Genomic DNA, 17,783 nt, shown 5'->3' on the forward strand with positions numbered 1-17,783 from the left:
AAAGAGGAATATTAAACAAAGAAAAAAGCAAAAAATATTTTTTGCTTTTTAAAAATTAATGATGTTCATCAACTACAGTCGCACCTGCTAAATAAACATAAGTTAAAATCATAAAAATAAAAGATTGCAAAAATGCCATAAAAGTTAAAAGCATATAAGCAGGCAATGGCGCAACCCAAGGCACAAGAGCTAAAATAACTGCTAAGAATAAATCATCTCCTTTGATATTACCAAATAAACGGAAAGATAAAGAAATAACTCTTGAAAAATGAGAAACCACTTCTATAGGAAACATTAAAGGTGCTAGAATTTTAACAGGTCCCATAAAATGTGCAAAATACTTAAAAAATCCTTGAGTTCTAATGCCTTCAAAATGATAATACACAAATACTATAATAGCTAAAGAAGCACTAAAATTTAAACTAGCACTTGGAGCTTCAAAACCTGGGATAATTCCTATAATATTACTAAAAAACACCATAAAACCTATAGTTGCAACTAAAGGCAAGTATTTTCTAGCAGCTTCATCACTACCCATGGTATCTCTACCCATGCTTAAAATGCCTTCCATATAAGCCTCAGCTAAATTCTGACTACCTCTTGGGACAATTTGCATGGATCTTGTAGCAAGTTTTGCTAAAATTAAAGAAATCACAACCACTATACCCAAATGAAAAAAGTATGCAAAAGTGTGACTAGAATCTATAAAAGAACTAAATAAAAATAAATCTTTCATTAAAAATCCTTAGCAGAATAAATATTTCAAAGCTAATATTATAAAAAAAAATTGCTTATATTTTAATGAAAATTCATTTTATTGGCGCAAAAATATCCTCCTAAAATCGCACCTGTAAAACCACCACCAGGAAATATAAAGGCATTAGCAAAATATAAATTTTCTATACTTTTACTTTTGTAATGCAATCTGTATTTAGCCCCTTCTTGATCTTGAGAAAATCCATAAATTGTACCCTCATAAGCTTTGGTGTATCTTTGTATAGTTTTTGGCGTAGCTAATTCTTGATGGATTAAGTGTGAACTTAAATTTGGAAATATCTCATCTAGTCTCTGCGCTATAGCTTTTAATAGCTCTTCTTTTTTAGCTTTATAATCTTGTTTATTTAAATCCCACTCTTGATAATTTGAACTAAAAGCTACAACACCTATGTATTTATCGCTAGCTAAACCACTATCAATTTTAGAATAATTCACAAAAGCCATAGGTCTTTTTTTGATATCTAATTTTAAAATATTAGTATTTTCATATGAACTATTTAAAAAATCATCCTCAAATATAAAATTGCAATAATCCATATTTTCATAAATTTTAGAAATATCTTTATCATAAATAAAATAAGCACTTACCAAAGAACAAGCACGCTTTTTAGACTCTATTGCTTTGATTTCTTGGGTTAAATTTAAATCTTTAAGTAAGTCTTTATATACGATTAAAGGATCACAATTTGCAATGATATTTTGTGCACAGATGGTGTGTTTTTGATTATTTTGAATGTATTCCACTCCATAAGCTTTTTGATCTTTTGTGAGTATTTTAACAACTTCAGCCTTAGCTAAAACCTGTCCTTGATTTTCTTTTATAACCTCAGCCAAAGCATCACTTAAAGCTTGTGAGCCACCTTTAATATATACCCCACCATCATAATAATGCTTTTGAGCAATGCCATGAAAACTAAAAATAAATTCCTTACTATCATGATGATAATAACTCATATTTGCATTTAAAATCTTTTTTAACTTATCATTTTTAATATAAGCATTTAAAACATCATAAACTTTTTTATTAAACAATCTATTTTTGATAAATATCCAAGAAGTGCTAAATGGAAATAACAATAATTCACTTAATTTTAAATCCCAAGGAAACCTTCGAATAGCATAAGCTTGTAATCTTATAGCTTTAAAATATTTATCTATGCCTTTACTTTCTTGTGGAAATTCTTTTTTCAAAACCTCTTTTACTTTTTCTATGCCATGAGGTAAAGTTAGATTATAATTTTTACTTTTAATACTCCATGCACTTGGTAAAAGTAAAATTTCAATTTTATTCTTTATACCAAGTTTTTCAAAAATCAAATGCTTCATATCAGTTTTTGCTTCACCTAGGTCCATTTCATGAAGCCCCGCATCAATCAAAGCACCTTTTCTTTTAAAACAAGTAGCACAACCACCAATTAAAGAATGCTGTTCTAAAACTAAAACTTTTTTACCATTTCTAGCTAAAAAAGCACCCGCGCTTAAGCCTCCAAGTCCTGAACCTATAATGATTACATCAAATTTTACATCCATTCTAAAACCTCACGTAATTCTTTAGCTACAAAACATTTTAAACCAAGTTCTTCCATAGGTTTAACCGGCACTATGGCATTTTTAAATTTTTGCATTTTAGCTTCTTTTAAACGCACATCAAGCGAAAATACTTCTTTAATCTCACCATTTAAGCTAAGCTCACCCACAAAAACACTATCTTTGCTTAAAGGGCGGTTTTTAAAACTTGAAATAATCGCTGCAACCACCGCTAAATCTGCCGCAGTTTCACTAATTTTCACCCCACCACTTACATTAATAAACACATCATAATATCCCAAAGGAATTTCAAGCTTTCTCTCAAGTAAAGCTATGAGCATATCTAAACGATTTTTTTCATAGCCTGTTGCACTGCGTTTTGGGTAAGCACTCTCACAAACTAAGGCTTGAATTTCTAGTACTAAAGCTCTGCTTCCTTCCATCACTACACTCAAAGCGCTACCACTTACTGCCTTACCACGCGTAAAAAATCTATTAGCTATGTCTTTAGCACTAATTAAACCCTTAGAAGTCATTTCAAAAATACCAACTTCGGAAATATTTCCAAAACGATTTTTAAAACCTCTTAAAATCCTTATTTCTTTATTAGCATCACCTTCAAAATAAAGCACTACATCTACCATATGCTCTAAAATTCTAGGTCCAGCTATAGCTCCATCTTTAGTGATATGTCCTATGATAAAAGTGCTGATATTATTAGCCTTAGAATAGCGCATTAACTCAAAAGTAATTTCTCTAACTTGAGTGATACTACCTGCTGCTGAAGTAATTTTATTAGAATATAAAGTTTGAATAGAATCAATAATTAAAATTTCATAATCTTTTTTAGAAAGCTCACTTAAAATATCTTCCAAGCAAAGTTCAGTAAGTAAAAATAAATTCTCGCAATTTGCATTCAAACGATCTGCACGCAGTTTGATTTGAGATTTACTCTCCTCTCCACTTACATAAAGTACTTTTTTACCACTTTTTGCCAAATTAGAAGCAATTTTTAATAAAAGTGTGGATTTTCCAACCCCAGGTGAACCCCCAATTAACACTAAAGAGCCCACAACAAGCCCGCCGCCTAAAACTAAATCAAGTTCATTATCATCAGTACTAATGCGAGTGAAATTTTCTGCTATAACGTCATTTATACATACTGCAGAACTTGGAGTGTTTGAGAGCGAATTTAACTCTTTTAAAACCTTAATTTGTTCTTGCTTTAGCTCAATAAAACTATCCCAAGAACCACATTCAGGACATTTGCCTAGCCATTTACTTTGTTGATTTCCACAAGCTTGACATTCAAATAAAATATGTTTTTTAGCCATAAATTATGCAAAAATCTCTTCAACTAAAGTTTTAACATATTCATTAGGATTAAACTCATGAATTTGTCCTAGCTGCTCCCCTACTCCTACATATAAAATAGGAAGCTCAAGTTCTCTTGCTATGCTAAACAAAGCCCCACCTTTAGCGGTTCCATCAAGTTTTGTAATAATCACTCCATCAAGTTTTACTAAATCATTAAAAGCTTTTGCTTGCAAAATTCCTGCCACACCTTGAGTACCATCAAGTACAAGGATTTTTCTATGAGGAGCTCCTTGCATAGCTTTATCACTTATACGAACAATTTTTTCAAGCTCATTTGCAAGATTTTTTTGATTTTGCAAGCGCCCTGCTGTATCTAAAATAACCCTATCATAGTTTTTTGCCAAAGCTTTAGAAATAGCATCATAAGCAACTGCTGAAGGATCATGTCCTTGTGAAGTAGCTATGATATCTATATCTAATTTTTGCGCCCATAATTTTAACTGCTCTATAGCTCCTGCCCTAAAAGTATCACAAGCTCCAAGTATAACCTTTTCACCATTTTCTTTATGCAAATGTGCCATTTTAGCAATACTTGTGGTCTTACCCACTCCATTTACACCTAAAATCAAATCCACAAAAGGTTTGGCATTAGCAAGTTCTGGCTTATCATAAATAAAATAAGTTCCCATAACACGCTCTAAATCAGCCTTTTTGACCTCATCATTTGGAGGAAGATAGTAAATAATCTCTTCAACTATTTCATACGCCACATCAGCTTCTAAAAGCATTTCTTCAAGCAAATCTTTAGTAATGATTTTATTTGAAGCCTTAACTAAATGAATACTTTCTAAGGTTTTTTTCAAACCATTTTTTAAAAATCCAAACATCACATTATCGCTTTTTGTATATCTATATCTAACATTTCTTCAGGGATTATCCCTAAATACTCTTTAATCTTTTCACCTTTTGTATTAAATAACACCATTGTTGGTATAGAACTGACATTTAAAACTTTAGAAAAAACAAAATTATTCTCTCCTATAGCTACTGGAAATTTAATTTTTTCATCTTCTATAAAAGTTAATATTTCTTGCTCCTTATTCTCTTCTAAAAAAAGCGCTATTACTTCAAATCTATCTTGATATTTATTATTTAAATTATTTAAATGTGGAATTTGAGCCTTACAAGGTGCACACCAAGTCGTAAAAAAAACAAACAATTTAGCTTTAGCTGTATCATCAAAATTAAATGCTTGCTCATGATATTTCACATACATTTTTCTACCATCTAAAAATTTTAAAGTAAAATCAGTATTTTCACTTTGAGTTAAACTTGCATTGTCTGTATTTTCAGTGCTAGAATTTTCTTTATCACTCGAACATGAAGTAAAAAATATCATAATAAAAATTACTAAAAAAATTTTAAATTTCAAGTCTTATCCTTATGATTTTTTAAGCTTAAAAGTATAACATAAAAAGTTAAAAACTTTAAGGAAAGCCTTGATAAAAAACAATTTTAGAATAAAACAAAAATCCAAAATGCATTTAAAATTAAAGTATCAATACAAAAGGGATTTTTTGGTTTTTCAAGAAATAAAGAAAATTCTAAATTTATGCAAAAATTGTAGAAATATCCTTATATATATCCCTTTAAAATATGAAATTAATCTTTATAAATTCAGGCATTTTCTAACAAAAAAATATCAAATTTTCGTCCCATTTATGCAAGATAAAAGTTTAAAGGTAGTAAAATTAAGATTAGCTCTTGAAAAAAAGAGCTTTGGGGTGTATGAGCCAAAAGATTCTTTTTTGCAAACTCGCATTGATATTGCGATTATCCCTGTAATAGGCGTAGATGCAAAGTTAGGAAGAATCGGTCATGGTCAAGGTTTTTACGATAGGTTTTTTGAAAGCATTTCTTATAAAAAACCTTTGGTTATTTTTACACAAATGATCGATGCAAAATCTGATCAATTTTTTAGCCAAGATCATGATATAAAAGGAAATTTTTATATAAACCCTTATAAAAAATATTTTAGGAAAGTTAAAAACAATGATAGAAATATTAGTCGCATTAATAGCCGTTTTTATAGGCGGAGGGATTGGGTATATAGTCGCCAAAAAGATTAATGATGCAAATTTCAATATCTTTTTAGAGCAAGCAAAAGCAAAAGCAAAAGCCATTGAATATGAAGCTGAACTAACACTTAAAGATGCTAAAAATTCAGTTACTGAAGCTGAATTTGCGGCAAAGAAAAAATTTGATGAAAAAATTCAAAAACTTCAAAAAGAACATTCTATTAAGCTAGAAGAGCTTAATAAAAAAGAACAAAATCTTCATTATCAAGAAAAACTTCATGAGGAAAACAAAAACAAACTGGCAAAAGAACAGCAAGCTATAAAAGCTTTACATGAGGAAAATGAAAATTTAAAACAAAATTATAAAACAAAGCTTAGTGAAGTATTAAAAATTCTTGAGCATTCAGCTGGTCTTACACAAGAAGAAGCAAAAAATATAGTTTTACAAAAAGTAGAAGAAAACTCAAGAGCTGAGATTGCTCATATTGTTAGAAAATACGAAGAAGAAGCTAGAAATGAAGCCAAAAGAAAAGCTAATTTTATCTTAGCGCAAGCTACTTCAAGATTTGCAGGAGAATTTGCTGCTGAAAGATTAATTAATGTGGTAAATATCAAAAATGATGAGCTAAAAGGTCGTATTATAGGTAAAGAAGGGAGAAATGTTAAAACCTTAGAAATGGTTTTGGGTGTTGATATTATCATCGATGATACACCTGGAGCGATTATAGTAAGTTGTTTTAATCTATATAGACGCGCCATTGCTACAAAAGTAATTGAACTTTTAGTTGAAGATGGCAGAATTCAACCTGCAAAAATAGAAGAAATTCATGAAAAAGTTTGCAAAGAATTTGAAGATAATATCTTAGAAGAAGGTCAAACTATAGTAATGGATTTAGGACTTAATAATATCCATCCTGAAATTGTTAAATTAATAGGAAAATTAAGATATAGAGCAAGTTATGGCCAAAATGCTCTAGCGCATTCTTTAGAAGTGGCGCATTTAGCTGGAATCATAGCAGCTGAGTGTGGTGGGGATGAAAAATTAGCAAGAAGAGCTGGGATTTTACACGATATAGGCAAGGCTTTAACACATGAATTTGAAGGCTCTCATGTGGATTTAGGAGCTGAACTATGCAAAAGATACAAAGAACATCCTGTTGTGATTAATGCAATTTATGCTCATCATGGGCATGAAGAAGCTATTAGCATAGAATCAGCTGCAGTTTGTACAGCAGATACACTAAGCGCTGCACGCCCTGGAGCAAGACGTGAAGTTTTAGAAGCCTTCTTAAAAAGAGTGAGCGAACTTGAAGATATAGCAAAGAGTAAAGAAGGGGTTAAAAAAGCTTATGCTATTAATGCTGGTAGGGAAATTAGAGTTATTGTTAATGCAAAATTAGTCAATGATGATGAATCTGTGCTTTTAGCTAAAGAAATAGCTGAAGAGATTCAAGAAAAAGTTCAATACCCTGGCGAAATAAAAGTCAATGTCATCAGAGAGCTTAGAGCGATTGATTTTGCAAGATAAGGTTTTTCATGCAAGAAATGATAGATAATCTAAGTACTTATGGCTATTTAATTTTATTTTTTTATTCTTTTGGTGGAGGTATGGTTGCTATACTTGCTGCAGGAGTGCTTTGTGCAAGTTCTACTAAACTTGATTTGCATTTATGTATATTTTTAGCCTTTTTAGCTAATACCATAGGCTCAACCTTGTTGTTTATCTTGGGAAAATACTACAAAAAAGACATAATGCCTTATTTTAAAAATCATAGAAGAAAAATCGCTCTTGCTATGATGAAAATCAAAAAATACGGTGATTTGCTTTTAGTGGTGCAAAAATTTATCTATGGAGTAAAAACCATCATTCCTATAGCAGCAGGTCTTTGTAAATTTAGCTTTGTAAGATTTTTTATCATCAACACCTTAGCTAGTTTGATTTGGGCTGTTATTTTAGGTTATGCTGGTTTTATTTTTGGAAATACCCTAAAAGAAGCTTTTGAAGCATTTGCCAACTATCCTTACATAGCTCCTGTTTTTATAATCACTTTAATTTTTATTATATGGTTATATTTATCACGCTTTTCTAAGAAAAAATGAGTTTAAAATTCTCTATAAAAGAAACTTATAGAGAATTTTTTATTTTATTATTGTGTTTTTTAGCAATTTTTAGTTTAAATCTCATCTATGAGTATAAAAAATATCAAAATTTTAAACTTACTAAGCATTTATTACTTAAAGATAACATCGTTTTATCTTCTTATGAAAAAACTAATAAAAAAGGTAAAAAATATCAAGTTTTAAAACTCAAAAATTCTGATTTTATTTTTTACACCACTAGCTTTAAAGATCTCAATTTAAGTAAAAATGACATGATAAATCTTAGAATTATCACTAAAAATATTAACTTTAAAGATTATCTTAGTAAAAGTTTTTATGTGCCAAGTTATGATTTTAACAAAACCAAAACACAAAAAGAAAATACACTAATAAGATATTTTTTAAATCAACATCAAAATGAAAAAATCAAAGAATTTTACGGTGCTTTATTTTTTGCAAAAAATGTATCAAGTGAACTTAGAAATGATGTAAATTTTTACAATATTGCGCATTTAATTGCTATTAGCGGGTATCATTTGGGCTTGTTATTTAGCTTTTGTTTTTTGATTTTTGCTCCTTTATATGCTTTTTTTCATAAACGATATTTTCCTTATAGAAGTTTAAAACTTGATATTAGCATTTTTGCTTTCTTACTTTTAATTTTTTATATATTTTTAATAGATTTTAGCCCTTCTTATACAAGAGCTTTACTGATGAGTCTTTTTGCTTTTTATTTATTTAGTAAAAATATTAAAATACTCAGTTTTAAATTTTTATTTTTAAGTATAGTCTTTTGCATTAGCATTTTTCCAAAACTTCTTTTTAATGTTGGGTTTTTATTTTCTATTTTGGGAGTTTTTTATATTTATTTATATCTTCATCATTTTAAAGATCAATTTTCAAATTTTACTCATGTTTTTTTGCTAAATATTTGGACCTTTTTAGCAATGATTATCCCTGTCTTATACTTTTTTCCTCTACTTAGCTTTCAGCAATTTTTAGCCATACCTTTAAGCTTAGCCTTTATAATATTTTATCCTTTGGTTTTAATCTTGCATATTTTCTCTTATGGAAATTTATTAGATTTATATTTAATGCATTTTTTTGAGTTTAAAATGCATGCGATTAATCTATCAATACCTTTTGTATTTTATTATATTTATTTAATTTTATCTTTAATCGCTATATTTAATAAATACTTAGCTCTTTTTGTAGTTTCTCTTGGGTTTATTCCCTTTATTTTCTTGATTTAAAAGCAAATAAGCCTTTAAGCCTAAAAGATAAATAATCCAAGAAATGTAAATCCACAAAAAGAAAAATAATATTACAGAAAAAGAACCATATACATTTAAATAAGTTTTATTATATACAGCATAATATACAAAAATCATCTTAGAAATATACCAAATTACAGAAGCGCCAAAAGAACTAATAAGTAAGGTTTTTAAATCACCTTTTTTGCTTACTGAACTTGAATAAGAGACAAAAAATAAAGCCCATATAATCACATAGGGTAAAATCTCAAAAAAATTTAAAGCAATATTAAAATCATCTAAGGTTTTTTGTATAAAACCTGAAATATAAAAACTCACACCAAGTCCAAGCGGAGTTAAAGTTGCTAAAGTCCAATAAGAACTTATACTATGCCAAAGACTTTTAGAGTCTTCTTCCAAAAGCTTATTAATCACATAATCATAACCTGAAAAAAAAGCCAAAGAAGTCAAGGCCATAGCCAAAAGCCCTATAAGTCCTAAATTTACGCTGTTTTTTAAAAAGGTATTGATATACTGTATGATTAATTCTTGTTGAGTTGGGATTAAAAAAGTAAAAATTAAATTTTTAATTCTTTCTTGATACATTTCAAAACTTGGAATTTGGGTAAAAACCCAAAAACACAAAAACAAAAGTGGTATTAAAGATAAGATAGTATAAAAGCTCAAAGCTGCAGCATAATTTAAAATTTCTTTATCTCTTAAAGCTAAAAGAATTTTAAATAAGTTTTTAAAACTCATCAAAGTCCCATTTTGAAAGGATTGAGTATATTATTTGGATCAAATGCCTTTTTGATATTTCTCATTAAGTCCATTTCAGCTTCACTAAAAGCAAGCTTCATAAAAGGAGCTTTTGAAATGCCTATACCATGCTCTCCACTTAAAGTCCCACCTAAAGAAACTGTAAGCTTAAACACCTCTTCCACGGCTTCATAACCTTTTTTAACTAATTCAGGATTGTTTTTGTCACTTACCATTACATTAGTATGTACATTCCCATCGCCAGTATGACCAAAACAAGGGATTTTAAAACCATATTTTTTAGAAATTTCAGCTATGCCTTTTAAAAGCTCAGGTAGTTTTGAACGCGGTACTGTAATATCTTCATTAAGCTTTAAATTTCCATACATTGCTATGCTTTGAGAACAATTTCTTCTAGCAAACCAAATATCAGCTGCTTCTTGTTCATCTTTCGCTATTTTAAACTCTCTTACGCCAGATTCATAAAAACTCTCTTGCAAGATTTTTAAATCTGCTTCAATAGCTTCTTTTACATTACCATCTACATCAGCGATTAAAATCGCACCCGCATCCATAGGTAAACCTTTTTGGAATTTTTGTTCTAATGCTTGTATGCTTAATTGATCTAAAAATTCCATAGATACAGGAGTTACACCTTTAGCTAAAGTTTTATAAACTGCATTCATCGCTTCATCAATGCTGTTAAAAATCCCCATAGCTGTCTTTTTAAACTTTGGCAAAGCTACTAGTTTTAAAGTAATCTCGCTAAGCACAGCCAAAGATCCCTCACTTGCTATTAAAATTCCAGCTAGATTATAACCCGCTACATCTTTTATGGTTCTTTTACCTGCTCTAATGATTTCTCCATTAGGTAAAACAGCTCTTAAAGCCATTACATAATCTTTAGTTATACCATACTTAGCAGCTCTCATACCCCCTGCATTTTCGCTTACATTCCCCCCTAAAGAAGAATACTCCATACTAGCAGGATCAGGTGGATAAAATAAACCATATTCTTTTGCTTTTTCTTGTAAAGCCATATTTATCACACCAGGTTGTACCACTGCGACTAAATTTTCAAGATCAATTTCTAAAATTTTATTCATATGCTTTTCAAAGCTTAGCACCACTCCACCGTTAACAGCTAAGCTTCCACCGGTAAATCCACTGCCTGAGCCCCTAGGAATGACGATAATTTTATTTTCATTGCAATATTTTAGAATTTGACTAATATCATTTTCATCTCTTGGAAAAAGCACCCCATCAGGTAAATAATGCTTTTTAGTAGCATCATAACTATACGCTCTTTTATGGATAGGATCAAAATGCGCATTTTCAACCCCTAAAAGATCTTGAAAGAATTTTTGATGAATTTCTTGCATTATTTTTCTCTAGTTAAACTAATTAATTTTTCATAATATACATAATAATTTCCAATAGCCTCATCATTTAAGCTAAAAATATCACTTTTATAACCTGTGATTCTTGAATAAAATGGAATTTGCAAACTTTGAGCTTGCGGTATGGCAAATTCTTCAATCTTGTCAAAGTCTTGACAATCAACTATCTCAGCTTTATTTTCTAAAGCTACCACTAAAAGCCCAACAGCATTTTTTGAACAAAAAGATCTAAAATCTGATCTTCTTGGGGTTTGGCGGTATTCTTGTATCATATGAGCACCAAATAAATCAGGGTGTAAAAAATAAATTCCATTTAATTTTTGCGCTATAAAATCATACACACTTTTATCAGGAGCTATAATCAAAGCTCTATCGTATAAATAATTTAAAACTATTTTATCACCTACTTGTGGCAATACATTTGGCAAAGGCATAGCATCTTGAGCTAACATATCAAAAACTTTAAATTGTAATTTAACTAAGCCATTTTCACGCCCTATCACACTAGCTCTTGCAATGATAGATTTTTGTGTATCAATTTCATGTACAACTATACCACTTGAGTGCAATAAAATTCTAGGATCATCTTTTATATAACCATAAATATCATCTACTTTTTCAAGTTTTGTTTGTATTAAATCAAAATTTTTAGCTTGCAAAAATGCTAAAAAACAGCAAAGCATTAAGATAATTCTTGACAATTTATACTCCTTAAAAAGTGTAAAAAATAAATTATATTGTTTTTTCCTTACAAAATTGTAAGAAAAATTAAGTAAAATACAAATTTATGTTTAAATTTTAGAAGGCTTTAGATTATCATGAAAAAAATTTTCATATCTTTACTTATATCCATAAAACTTTTTGCTATTTCAAGTGTTGAAGAACTTTCTTGGGAAAATGGCAAAACTTTACTTGATTTTTTACAAGATCATTCTATACCACTTAATTTATATTATAATCTTGACACCGAAGATAAAGAACTAAGCGCAGAAATTGCAAGTGGCATTAAATACCAAATGCTAAAAGATGAGCAAGGTGAGCTCGAGCAAGTTTTAATCCCAATTAGTGATGATTTACAAATTCATATTTACAAAAATATAGAAAACAAATTCGTATTGAGTTTTACCCCTATTTCTTACACTAAAGAAAAAAGAATCATTCGCGTAGCTATTAACAACTCAGCTTATCAAGATGTTTATGATGAAAGTGGCAGTGTAACCTTAGCAAGAGCTATGGTGAGAGCTTTTAAAAATAGTGTTAATTTTAAAAATGTCAGAAAAGGCGATAGCGTAGTATTAATTTATGAGCAAAAAAGAAGACTAGGAAGACTTTTTGGCGACATTAACATCCAAGCAGCTTTAGCTAACATTAGAGGTAAAGAATATTCTGTGTTTTTATATAAAGATTCTTATTATAATGCTCAGGGAAAAGAACTTGAAAATTTCTTTTTAACCAAACCTGTTAAATACACAAGAATTTCAGATCGCTTTACTAGAGCAAGATATCATCCTATCTTAAAACGTTATAGAGCGCATTTAGGTATTGACTATGCAGCTCCAACGGGTACTCCAGTTAAGAGTGCAGGAGATGGGACGATTAGTTTTGTTGGGACAAAAGGTGGTTATGGTAAGGTTGTACAAGTAAAACATGTATCAGGCTATATGACTTTATATGCTCATCTTAGTCGCTTTGCAAAAATCAAACGTGGCCAAAAAGTTAAGCAAGGACAAGTAATTGCCTATGTAGGCTCTACTGGTATGAGTACTGGGCCACATTTACATTTTGGACTTTATCTAAATAACAAAGCAATTAATCCTGAAACCATAGTAAAAATTCCAAAATCAAGCCTAAGCGGTAAAAATAAAGAAGAATTTTTAAAAATGGCAAAAGAGTATGAAAATCGCTTGCAAAGCATTGATGAAAACTATAAAAATCCACCAAAAGAACAAAATATAGAAAATTCTATGGAGCTTTGAGATGATGAATGATTTTTTAGAAGCACAAGAACTTTTAAAAAATATTTCCAAAGATCAAAGCACCTATGAAACCAATGAAGCCCTAAAGACTATCAAAAGATATAACGAAGAGCTTTATTTGCAAACTCTTAAATCTTTTGATACTTACACACTTGCAAATGTAGCTACTATAACACCTGAACATATCTTAGAAGATATTTTAGAACACTTAAGCATTATAAAGATTGCAAAAGCAGTAGAAGAGCTTGAAAGTGATGATGCAACAGACTTAATTAAGCGTTTTGAAGAGCTAAATCTGCAAAAAACTTTAGCCATTTTAAACCGCTTAAGCTCTGAAGATAAAGAAGAAATTTTACGCCTTAAAAATTATGATGAAAATACTGCTGGTGCTTATATGCAAACAGAAATTTTCACAGCTTCTATTGATGAGAGTATAGAAAAAGCTATTAAAAGATATAGAATTTTAAAACATTCAGGACAAGTAGATCAAATTTTTCAAGTTTATATCATAGATAACCAAGGAAAGCTTTGCAATGCTATCAACCTAAGCGATCTTTTGCTTTGGGATTTTAAACTAAGTTTTGCGGATATTATTAAAAACAATAATGAAAGATATAAAAGCTATAGCATAAAAGATCATGAGGATATACAAAAGGCTATTGATATAGTAGAAGATTATGATTTGAGTGTTTTAGCGGTTGTAAATGATGATGGAGTGCTTTTAGGTAGAATTACCTATGATGATATCCATGATTTAATCCAAGAAAACGCAACAGAACAAATTTATAACTTAGCCGGAGTTGATGCAGATGTTGAGGAAGAAAGTGCTTTTAAAGCAGCTAAAGCTAGAGCTTTTTGGCTTATGATTAATCTTACCACTTCATTAATCTCAGCTAATATCATTAGCCTTTTTTCAGGTGAAATAGAACAACTTGTAGCCCTAGCAGTACTTATGCCTATCGTAGCTTCTATGGGAGGCAATACAGGCTCACAAGCTTTAGCAGTAACAGTTAGAAAACTCTCACTCAATGAAGTAGAATTTAAAGATGCTAAAAAAGTTATATTAAGAGAGAGCGGAATTTCTTTACTCAATGGATTTATATTTGCTAGTATTATGAGCATTATAGCTTTCATATGGTTTAAAACAGCTCTTTTGGGACTTGTTATAGCCTTATCAATGCTAATTAATCTAGCCTTAGCCGGTTTTGTAGGTTCTTTTGTACCTCTAACTTTGAAAAAATTTAAAATCGATCCTGCGGTAGGATCAAGTGTAGTGATTACTGCGATTACTGATGGTTTGGGATTTTTTAGCTTCTTACTTTTAGCAAAAATGATTTTATTATAAAAAAGGGAAATTATGTCAAGCATTACATATAAAGGTCAAATTATAGAACTTGCAGGAATTGAACTAGAAGTTGGAGATAATGCTCCAAGAATAACTCTAAGAACCAAAAATCTTGCTCCAGTAGAAATAGCACCACCTGGAAAAACTCAAATTTTATTAACTCTACCCAGCTTAGATACACCAGTATGTTCAAAACAAGCCAAAGAAACCAATAAAAGACTAGCTTCTATGAAAAATATTGAAGTTATTATTGTTAGCATGGATTTACCTTTTGCTATGGATCGTTTTTGTGCTACTGAAGGGATTGATAATATTATAACCGCAAGTGATTTTGCCTTTAAAGATTTTGGCATAAACTATGGGGTATTAATAAATGATAGTATATTTGCAGGATTGCTAGCAAGAGCAGCTTTTATAGTTAAAGATGGAAAAATAGTATACAAACAGCTTGTAAAAGAGCTGATGGGAAAAATCGATTTTAAAGATTTAGAACTTTTTATGCATAGAAATTATGGTTACCCTTTGAATTAACCCTCAAAGTTTGTAACCACAAAATCTTCTTTTGGAGCTTCAATAAAGCATGATTTTTCTTTCAAAAAAAGCAAATCCACATGCCCTACAGGGCCATTTCTATTTTTACCTATAATAAGCTCAGCCTTTTCTTGCACAGGATTTGGCATAAATTTTCTCTCATAAGTCTTGCCTTCATTTTTGGCTTTATTTTCTCTTTCTTTTTCTTCTTGCTCTCTATAAACTTCATCTCTATATACAAATAAAATCGTATCTGCATCTTGTTCTATAGCACCACTTTCTCTTAAATCACTAAGCATAGGACGTTTATTTGCTCTACTTTCTAATGAACGATTTAATTGCGAAAGTGCCACTACTGGCATATTTAATTCTCTTGCTAAAAGCTTCAAACCTCTTGAAATTTCACTCACTTGCAAATGCCTATCATTAAAAGCTGAATTACTCATCATAAGACCGATATAATCAACTACGCAAAGCTCGATACTTTCATCTTGGGCTTTAATTTTGCGTAAAATCGAACGAATATCAGCTATACTAGCATAACCACTATCATAAATATAAAGATTTTTTTGTGCATATTCATTACAAGCATCACCCACCCTACTCCACTCATCATCGTTTAAATCTGCGATTAGAATTTTTTGCAAAGGAATGGAAGTTTTTGCACTGATTAATCTTTGCATGATTTGTGTAGCAGGCATTTCTAGTGAAAACATCACAACGCCTTTATTTTGTCTTAGTGTTTTTTCTATAAAATTTAAACAAATTGTAGTTTTTCCCATACCTGGGCGTGCAGCGATGATTACAAGATCGCCAGGTTTAAAGCCTTTTGTCATTTTATTAAGCTCACTAAAGCCTGTATCAAGTCCCAAAATATCTTTGTTTTCGGCTTCTTTTTGCTTTTTAAACTCATCCATAAGCTCAGACATAACCATAGTCATATCTTTAATACTATTACTATTTACACGGTTTGTAAGATTAAAAATCTCTTTGCCTATTTCATCTGAAATTTGAGAAATGCTTTTATCTTCATTTACCCTTGTAGGTATAGTATAAGCAAAATTTAAAAGTTGGCGTCTAATGGACTTTTCTCTTAATTCATATGCGTATTTACTCACATCTGCTATGGAAGTAGTAGCTAAAACTTCAGCTAAAATTTGCTCATCTATTTTTTTATGTTTTCTTATAAAACTTGCACTTATAGGCTCACCTGCATTCACACAAGCTAAAATCGCTTTATAAATATCTTGATGAGCTTTGAGTGAAAAATCATTAATCTCAATATCTGAAGAAATGCTAAAAAAAGAATCCTCACTATATATACAAGAACTTAAAATCGCTCTTTCAAGATCTAAATCAAAATGCTCATTATTTTGACTCATATTCACTCCTAATTATAAATTTACAAATAAATCAGTTGATAAATACCGCTCGGCTGTATCATTTAACATAGTCAAGACTTTTTTATTTGGATTTTCTAAAGCAATTTTTCTAGCCATATATACATTTGCCCCGCTTGAAATTCCTGCCATTATGCCATTTTTACCAAGCTCTAAGGCTGTGTTTATGGCATCTTCATTACTTACACAAACTACCTCATCTATGATTTTTTGATTTAAAATTTTAGGGATAAAATTTGCACCTATACCTTGAATTTTATGACTTGCAGCAGTATTTTGACTCAAAAGTGGTGAAGATGCAGGTTCTAAAGCTATGATTTTGACATTAGGATTGTGTTCTTTTAAAATTTCTCCTACCCCACTAATAGTCCCGCCTGTACCAAAACCTGCTAAAAAAATATCAAGATCAGGCAAAACTTTTAAAATTTCTAAGGCAGTATTTTTTCTATGTGCGTTTTTGTTGTTGATATTTTCAAATTGACTTACCATAAATGAATTTGGAATTTCACTCAAAAGCTCATTAGCTCTATCAAGCGCTCCTTGCATGCCTTTGCTTGCTTGAGTAAGCTCTAGCTTTGCACCAAAAAAACTCATCATTTTTCTACGCTCAATACTCATAGACTCAGGCATAGCTATGATAAGTTTAAGCTTTAAGCTTGCACAAATCATTGCTAAAGCTATGCCGGTATTTCCACTTGTAGCTTCTATAATGGTTGTTTCTTGATTAATCTTACCTTCATTTAAAGCTTGTTTTATCATCTCCACAGCCGCTCTATCTTTTATAGAATGACTTGGATTAAAATACTCACATTTAGCATAAAGATTTGGAGCAAATTCTTTTAAAGAAATAATCGGGGTATTACCTATACAATCTAAGATATTATTATAAACTGACATTGTTTTCCTTGTAATTTTTTAAAAACAATATCAAAAGAAAATTAATACTTAACTATGAAGAAAAACGCAAAAGTTAGAAACTTTTGCGCAAAGAATTATTTTTTAGCTTTTTTAGCAGTTTTAGCAGCAGCAACTGCGTCTTTAAGGTTTTTACCTACTTTAAATTTAGCAACTTTAGTAGCAGGTACTTTGATAGTAGCGCCAGTGCTTGGTACTCTAGCTTCCCTAGCAGCTCTTTCAGCTACAGAAAATGTACCAAAACCGATAAAGCTAATGCTATCACCTTTAGCTAATACATCAGTAATAGTAGCGATTACTGCATCAGTAGCTGCAGTTGCATCTTTTTTAGTTAGCCCAGCAGTTTGAGCAACTTGAGAAATAAAATCTGCTTTAGTCATAAAAAGCTCCTTGATTAAAAATGAT

At 30.3% G+C, this 17,783-nt stretch carries 18 protein-coding genes; 7 read left to right on the top strand and 11 right to left on the bottom strand.

Features of this window, described 5'->3' with window-relative positions; all coding sequences use genetic code 11:
* Positions 1–55: 55 nt before the first annotated feature.
* From L8V79_RS01290 to L8V79_RS01310, 5 genes are all read right to left on the bottom strand, one after another.
* Positions 56–736 (bottom strand): F0F1 ATP synthase subunit A, encoded by a 681-nt coding sequence (locus L8V79_RS01290; protein WP_039668715.1) that lies wholly within the window; start codon positions 734–736, stop codon positions 56–58.
* A gap of 62 nt (positions 737–798) precedes the next feature.
* Positions 799–2,307, bottom strand: a complete 1,509-nt coding sequence (locus L8V79_RS01295; RefSeq protein ID WP_263702210.1) for a phytoene desaturase family protein — start codon at positions 2,305–2,307, stop codon at positions 799–801.
* Positions 2,298–3,638 carry a DNA repair protein RadA gene (gene radA / locus L8V79_RS01300; protein ID WP_263702211.1) on the bottom strand — a complete coding sequence of 447 codons (1,341 nt, stop codon included), beginning with the start codon at positions 3,636–3,638 and terminating at the stop codon, positions 2,298–2,300. Before radA ends, L8V79_RS01295 begins: the two co-directional genes overlap by 10 nt.
* 3 nt (positions 3,639–3,641) lie before the next feature.
* Complete coding sequence (ftsY, locus tag L8V79_RS01305) at positions 3,642–4,508, bottom strand: signal recognition particle-docking protein FtsY (protein WP_220517071.1); 867 nt, start codon at positions 4,506–4,508, stop codon at positions 3,642–3,644.
* Entirely contained in the window at positions 4,508–5,053 is a 546-nt protein-coding gene (locus tag L8V79_RS01310; RefSeq protein WP_263702212.1) for a TlpA family protein disulfide reductase, read from the bottom strand. The genes ftsY and L8V79_RS01310 overlap by 1 nt, the downstream gene beginning before the upstream one ends.
* Positions 5,054–5,120: 67 nt before the next feature.
* Here L8V79_RS01310 and L8V79_RS01315 point away from each other — a divergent pair, with 67 nt between their 5' ends.
* Genes L8V79_RS01315 through L8V79_RS01330 form a run of 4 tightly spaced genes read left to right on the top strand, consistent with a single transcriptional unit; the run spans position 5,121 to position 9,052 of the window.
* Complete coding sequence (locus L8V79_RS01315) at positions 5,121–5,750, top strand: 5-formyltetrahydrofolate cyclo-ligase (RefSeq protein ID WP_263692177.1); 630 nt, start codon at positions 5,121–5,123, stop codon at positions 5,748–5,750.
* Positions 5,674–7,227, top strand: a complete 1,554-nt coding sequence (rny, locus tag L8V79_RS01320; protein ID WP_263702213.1) for a ribonuclease Y — start codon at positions 5,674–5,676, stop codon at positions 7,225–7,227. Before L8V79_RS01315 ends, rny begins: the two co-directional genes overlap by 77 nt.
* A gap of 8 nt (positions 7,228–7,235) precedes the next feature.
* Positions 7,236–7,799 carry a DedA family protein gene (locus tag L8V79_RS01325; RefSeq protein WP_039668721.1) on the top strand — a complete coding sequence of 188 codons (564 nt, stop codon included), beginning with the start codon at positions 7,236–7,238 and terminating at the stop codon, positions 7,797–7,799.
* Positions 7,796–9,052, top strand: a complete 1,257-nt coding sequence (locus L8V79_RS01330) for a ComEC/Rec2 family competence protein (protein WP_263702214.1) — start codon at positions 7,796–7,798, stop codon at positions 9,050–9,052. Before L8V79_RS01325 ends, L8V79_RS01330 begins: the two co-directional genes overlap by 4 nt.
* On the opposite strand, the gene L8V79_RS01335 is transcribed toward L8V79_RS01330, so the two are convergent.
* The 3 genes from L8V79_RS01335 to L8V79_RS01345 are packed head-to-tail and all read right to left on the bottom strand — an operon-like array spanning position 8,999 to position 11,903.
* The gene (locus tag L8V79_RS01335) at positions 8,999–9,811 is read right to left on the bottom strand and encodes a YihY/virulence factor BrkB family protein (RefSeq protein WP_087685400.1); all 813 of its coding nucleotides are present in this window, start codon (positions 9,809–9,811) and stop codon (positions 8,999–9,001) included. The genes L8V79_RS01330 and L8V79_RS01335 overlap by 54 nt on opposite strands.
* Positions 9,811–11,193 carry an FAD-linked oxidase C-terminal domain-containing protein gene (locus L8V79_RS01340; protein WP_263702215.1) on the bottom strand — a complete coding sequence of 461 codons (1,383 nt, stop codon included), beginning with the start codon at positions 11,191–11,193 and terminating at the stop codon, positions 9,811–9,813. Before L8V79_RS01340 ends, L8V79_RS01335 begins: the two co-directional genes overlap by 1 nt.
* Positions 11,193–11,903 (bottom strand): plasminogen-binding N-terminal domain-containing protein, encoded by a 711-nt coding sequence (locus L8V79_RS01345; RefSeq protein WP_412175169.1) that lies wholly within the window; start codon positions 11,901–11,903, stop codon positions 11,193–11,195. Before L8V79_RS01345 ends, L8V79_RS01340 begins: the two co-directional genes overlap by 1 nt.
* Before the next feature lie 126 nt (positions 11,904–12,029).
* On the opposite strand from L8V79_RS01345, the gene L8V79_RS01350 reads away from it, so the two are divergent.
* Genes L8V79_RS01350 through tpx form a run of 3 tightly spaced genes read left to right on the top strand, consistent with a single transcriptional unit; the run spans position 12,030 to position 15,063 of the window.
* Entirely contained in the window at positions 12,030–13,187 is a 1,158-nt protein-coding gene (locus tag L8V79_RS01350) for a peptidoglycan DD-metalloendopeptidase family protein (RefSeq protein WP_039628801.1), read from the top strand.
* A gap of 1 nt (position 13,188) precedes the next feature.
* Complete coding sequence (mgtE, locus tag L8V79_RS01355) at positions 13,189–14,532, top strand: magnesium transporter (protein WP_263702216.1); 1,344 nt, start codon at positions 13,189–13,191, stop codon at positions 14,530–14,532.
* Between the two features lie 12 nt (positions 14,533–14,544).
* Positions 14,545–15,063: a thiol peroxidase gene (tpx, locus tag L8V79_RS01360; RefSeq protein ID WP_263702217.1), complete on the top strand. Its 519-nt coding sequence runs from the start codon at positions 14,545–14,547 to the stop codon at positions 15,061–15,063.
* On the opposite strand, the gene L8V79_RS01365 is transcribed toward tpx, so the two are convergent.
* The 3 genes from L8V79_RS01365 to L8V79_RS01375 form a co-directional block, all read right to left on the bottom strand.
* Positions 15,060–16,445: a replicative DNA helicase gene (locus tag L8V79_RS01365; RefSeq protein WP_039618998.1), complete on the bottom strand. Its 1,386-nt coding sequence runs from the start codon at positions 16,443–16,445 to the stop codon at positions 15,060–15,062. The genes tpx and L8V79_RS01365 overlap by 4 nt on opposite strands.
* A 12-nt stretch (positions 16,446–16,457) precedes the next feature.
* Positions 16,458–17,360: a cysteine synthase A gene (gene cysK, locus L8V79_RS01370; protein WP_263702218.1), complete on the bottom strand. Its 903-nt coding sequence runs from the start codon at positions 17,358–17,360 to the stop codon at positions 16,458–16,460.
* A gap of 95 nt (positions 17,361–17,455) precedes the next feature.
* On the bottom strand, positions 17,456–17,758 hold the full coding sequence (locus tag L8V79_RS01375) for an HU family DNA-binding protein (protein WP_039619003.1): 303 nt from the start codon (positions 17,756–17,758) through the stop codon (positions 17,456–17,458).
* Positions 17,759–17,783 lie beyond the last annotated feature (25 nt).

The organism is Campylobacter sp. IFREMER_LSEM_CL2194, from assembly GCF_025771685.1.
Classification (GTDB): domain Bacteria; phylum Campylobacterota; class Campylobacteria; order Campylobacterales; family Campylobacteraceae; genus Campylobacter_D.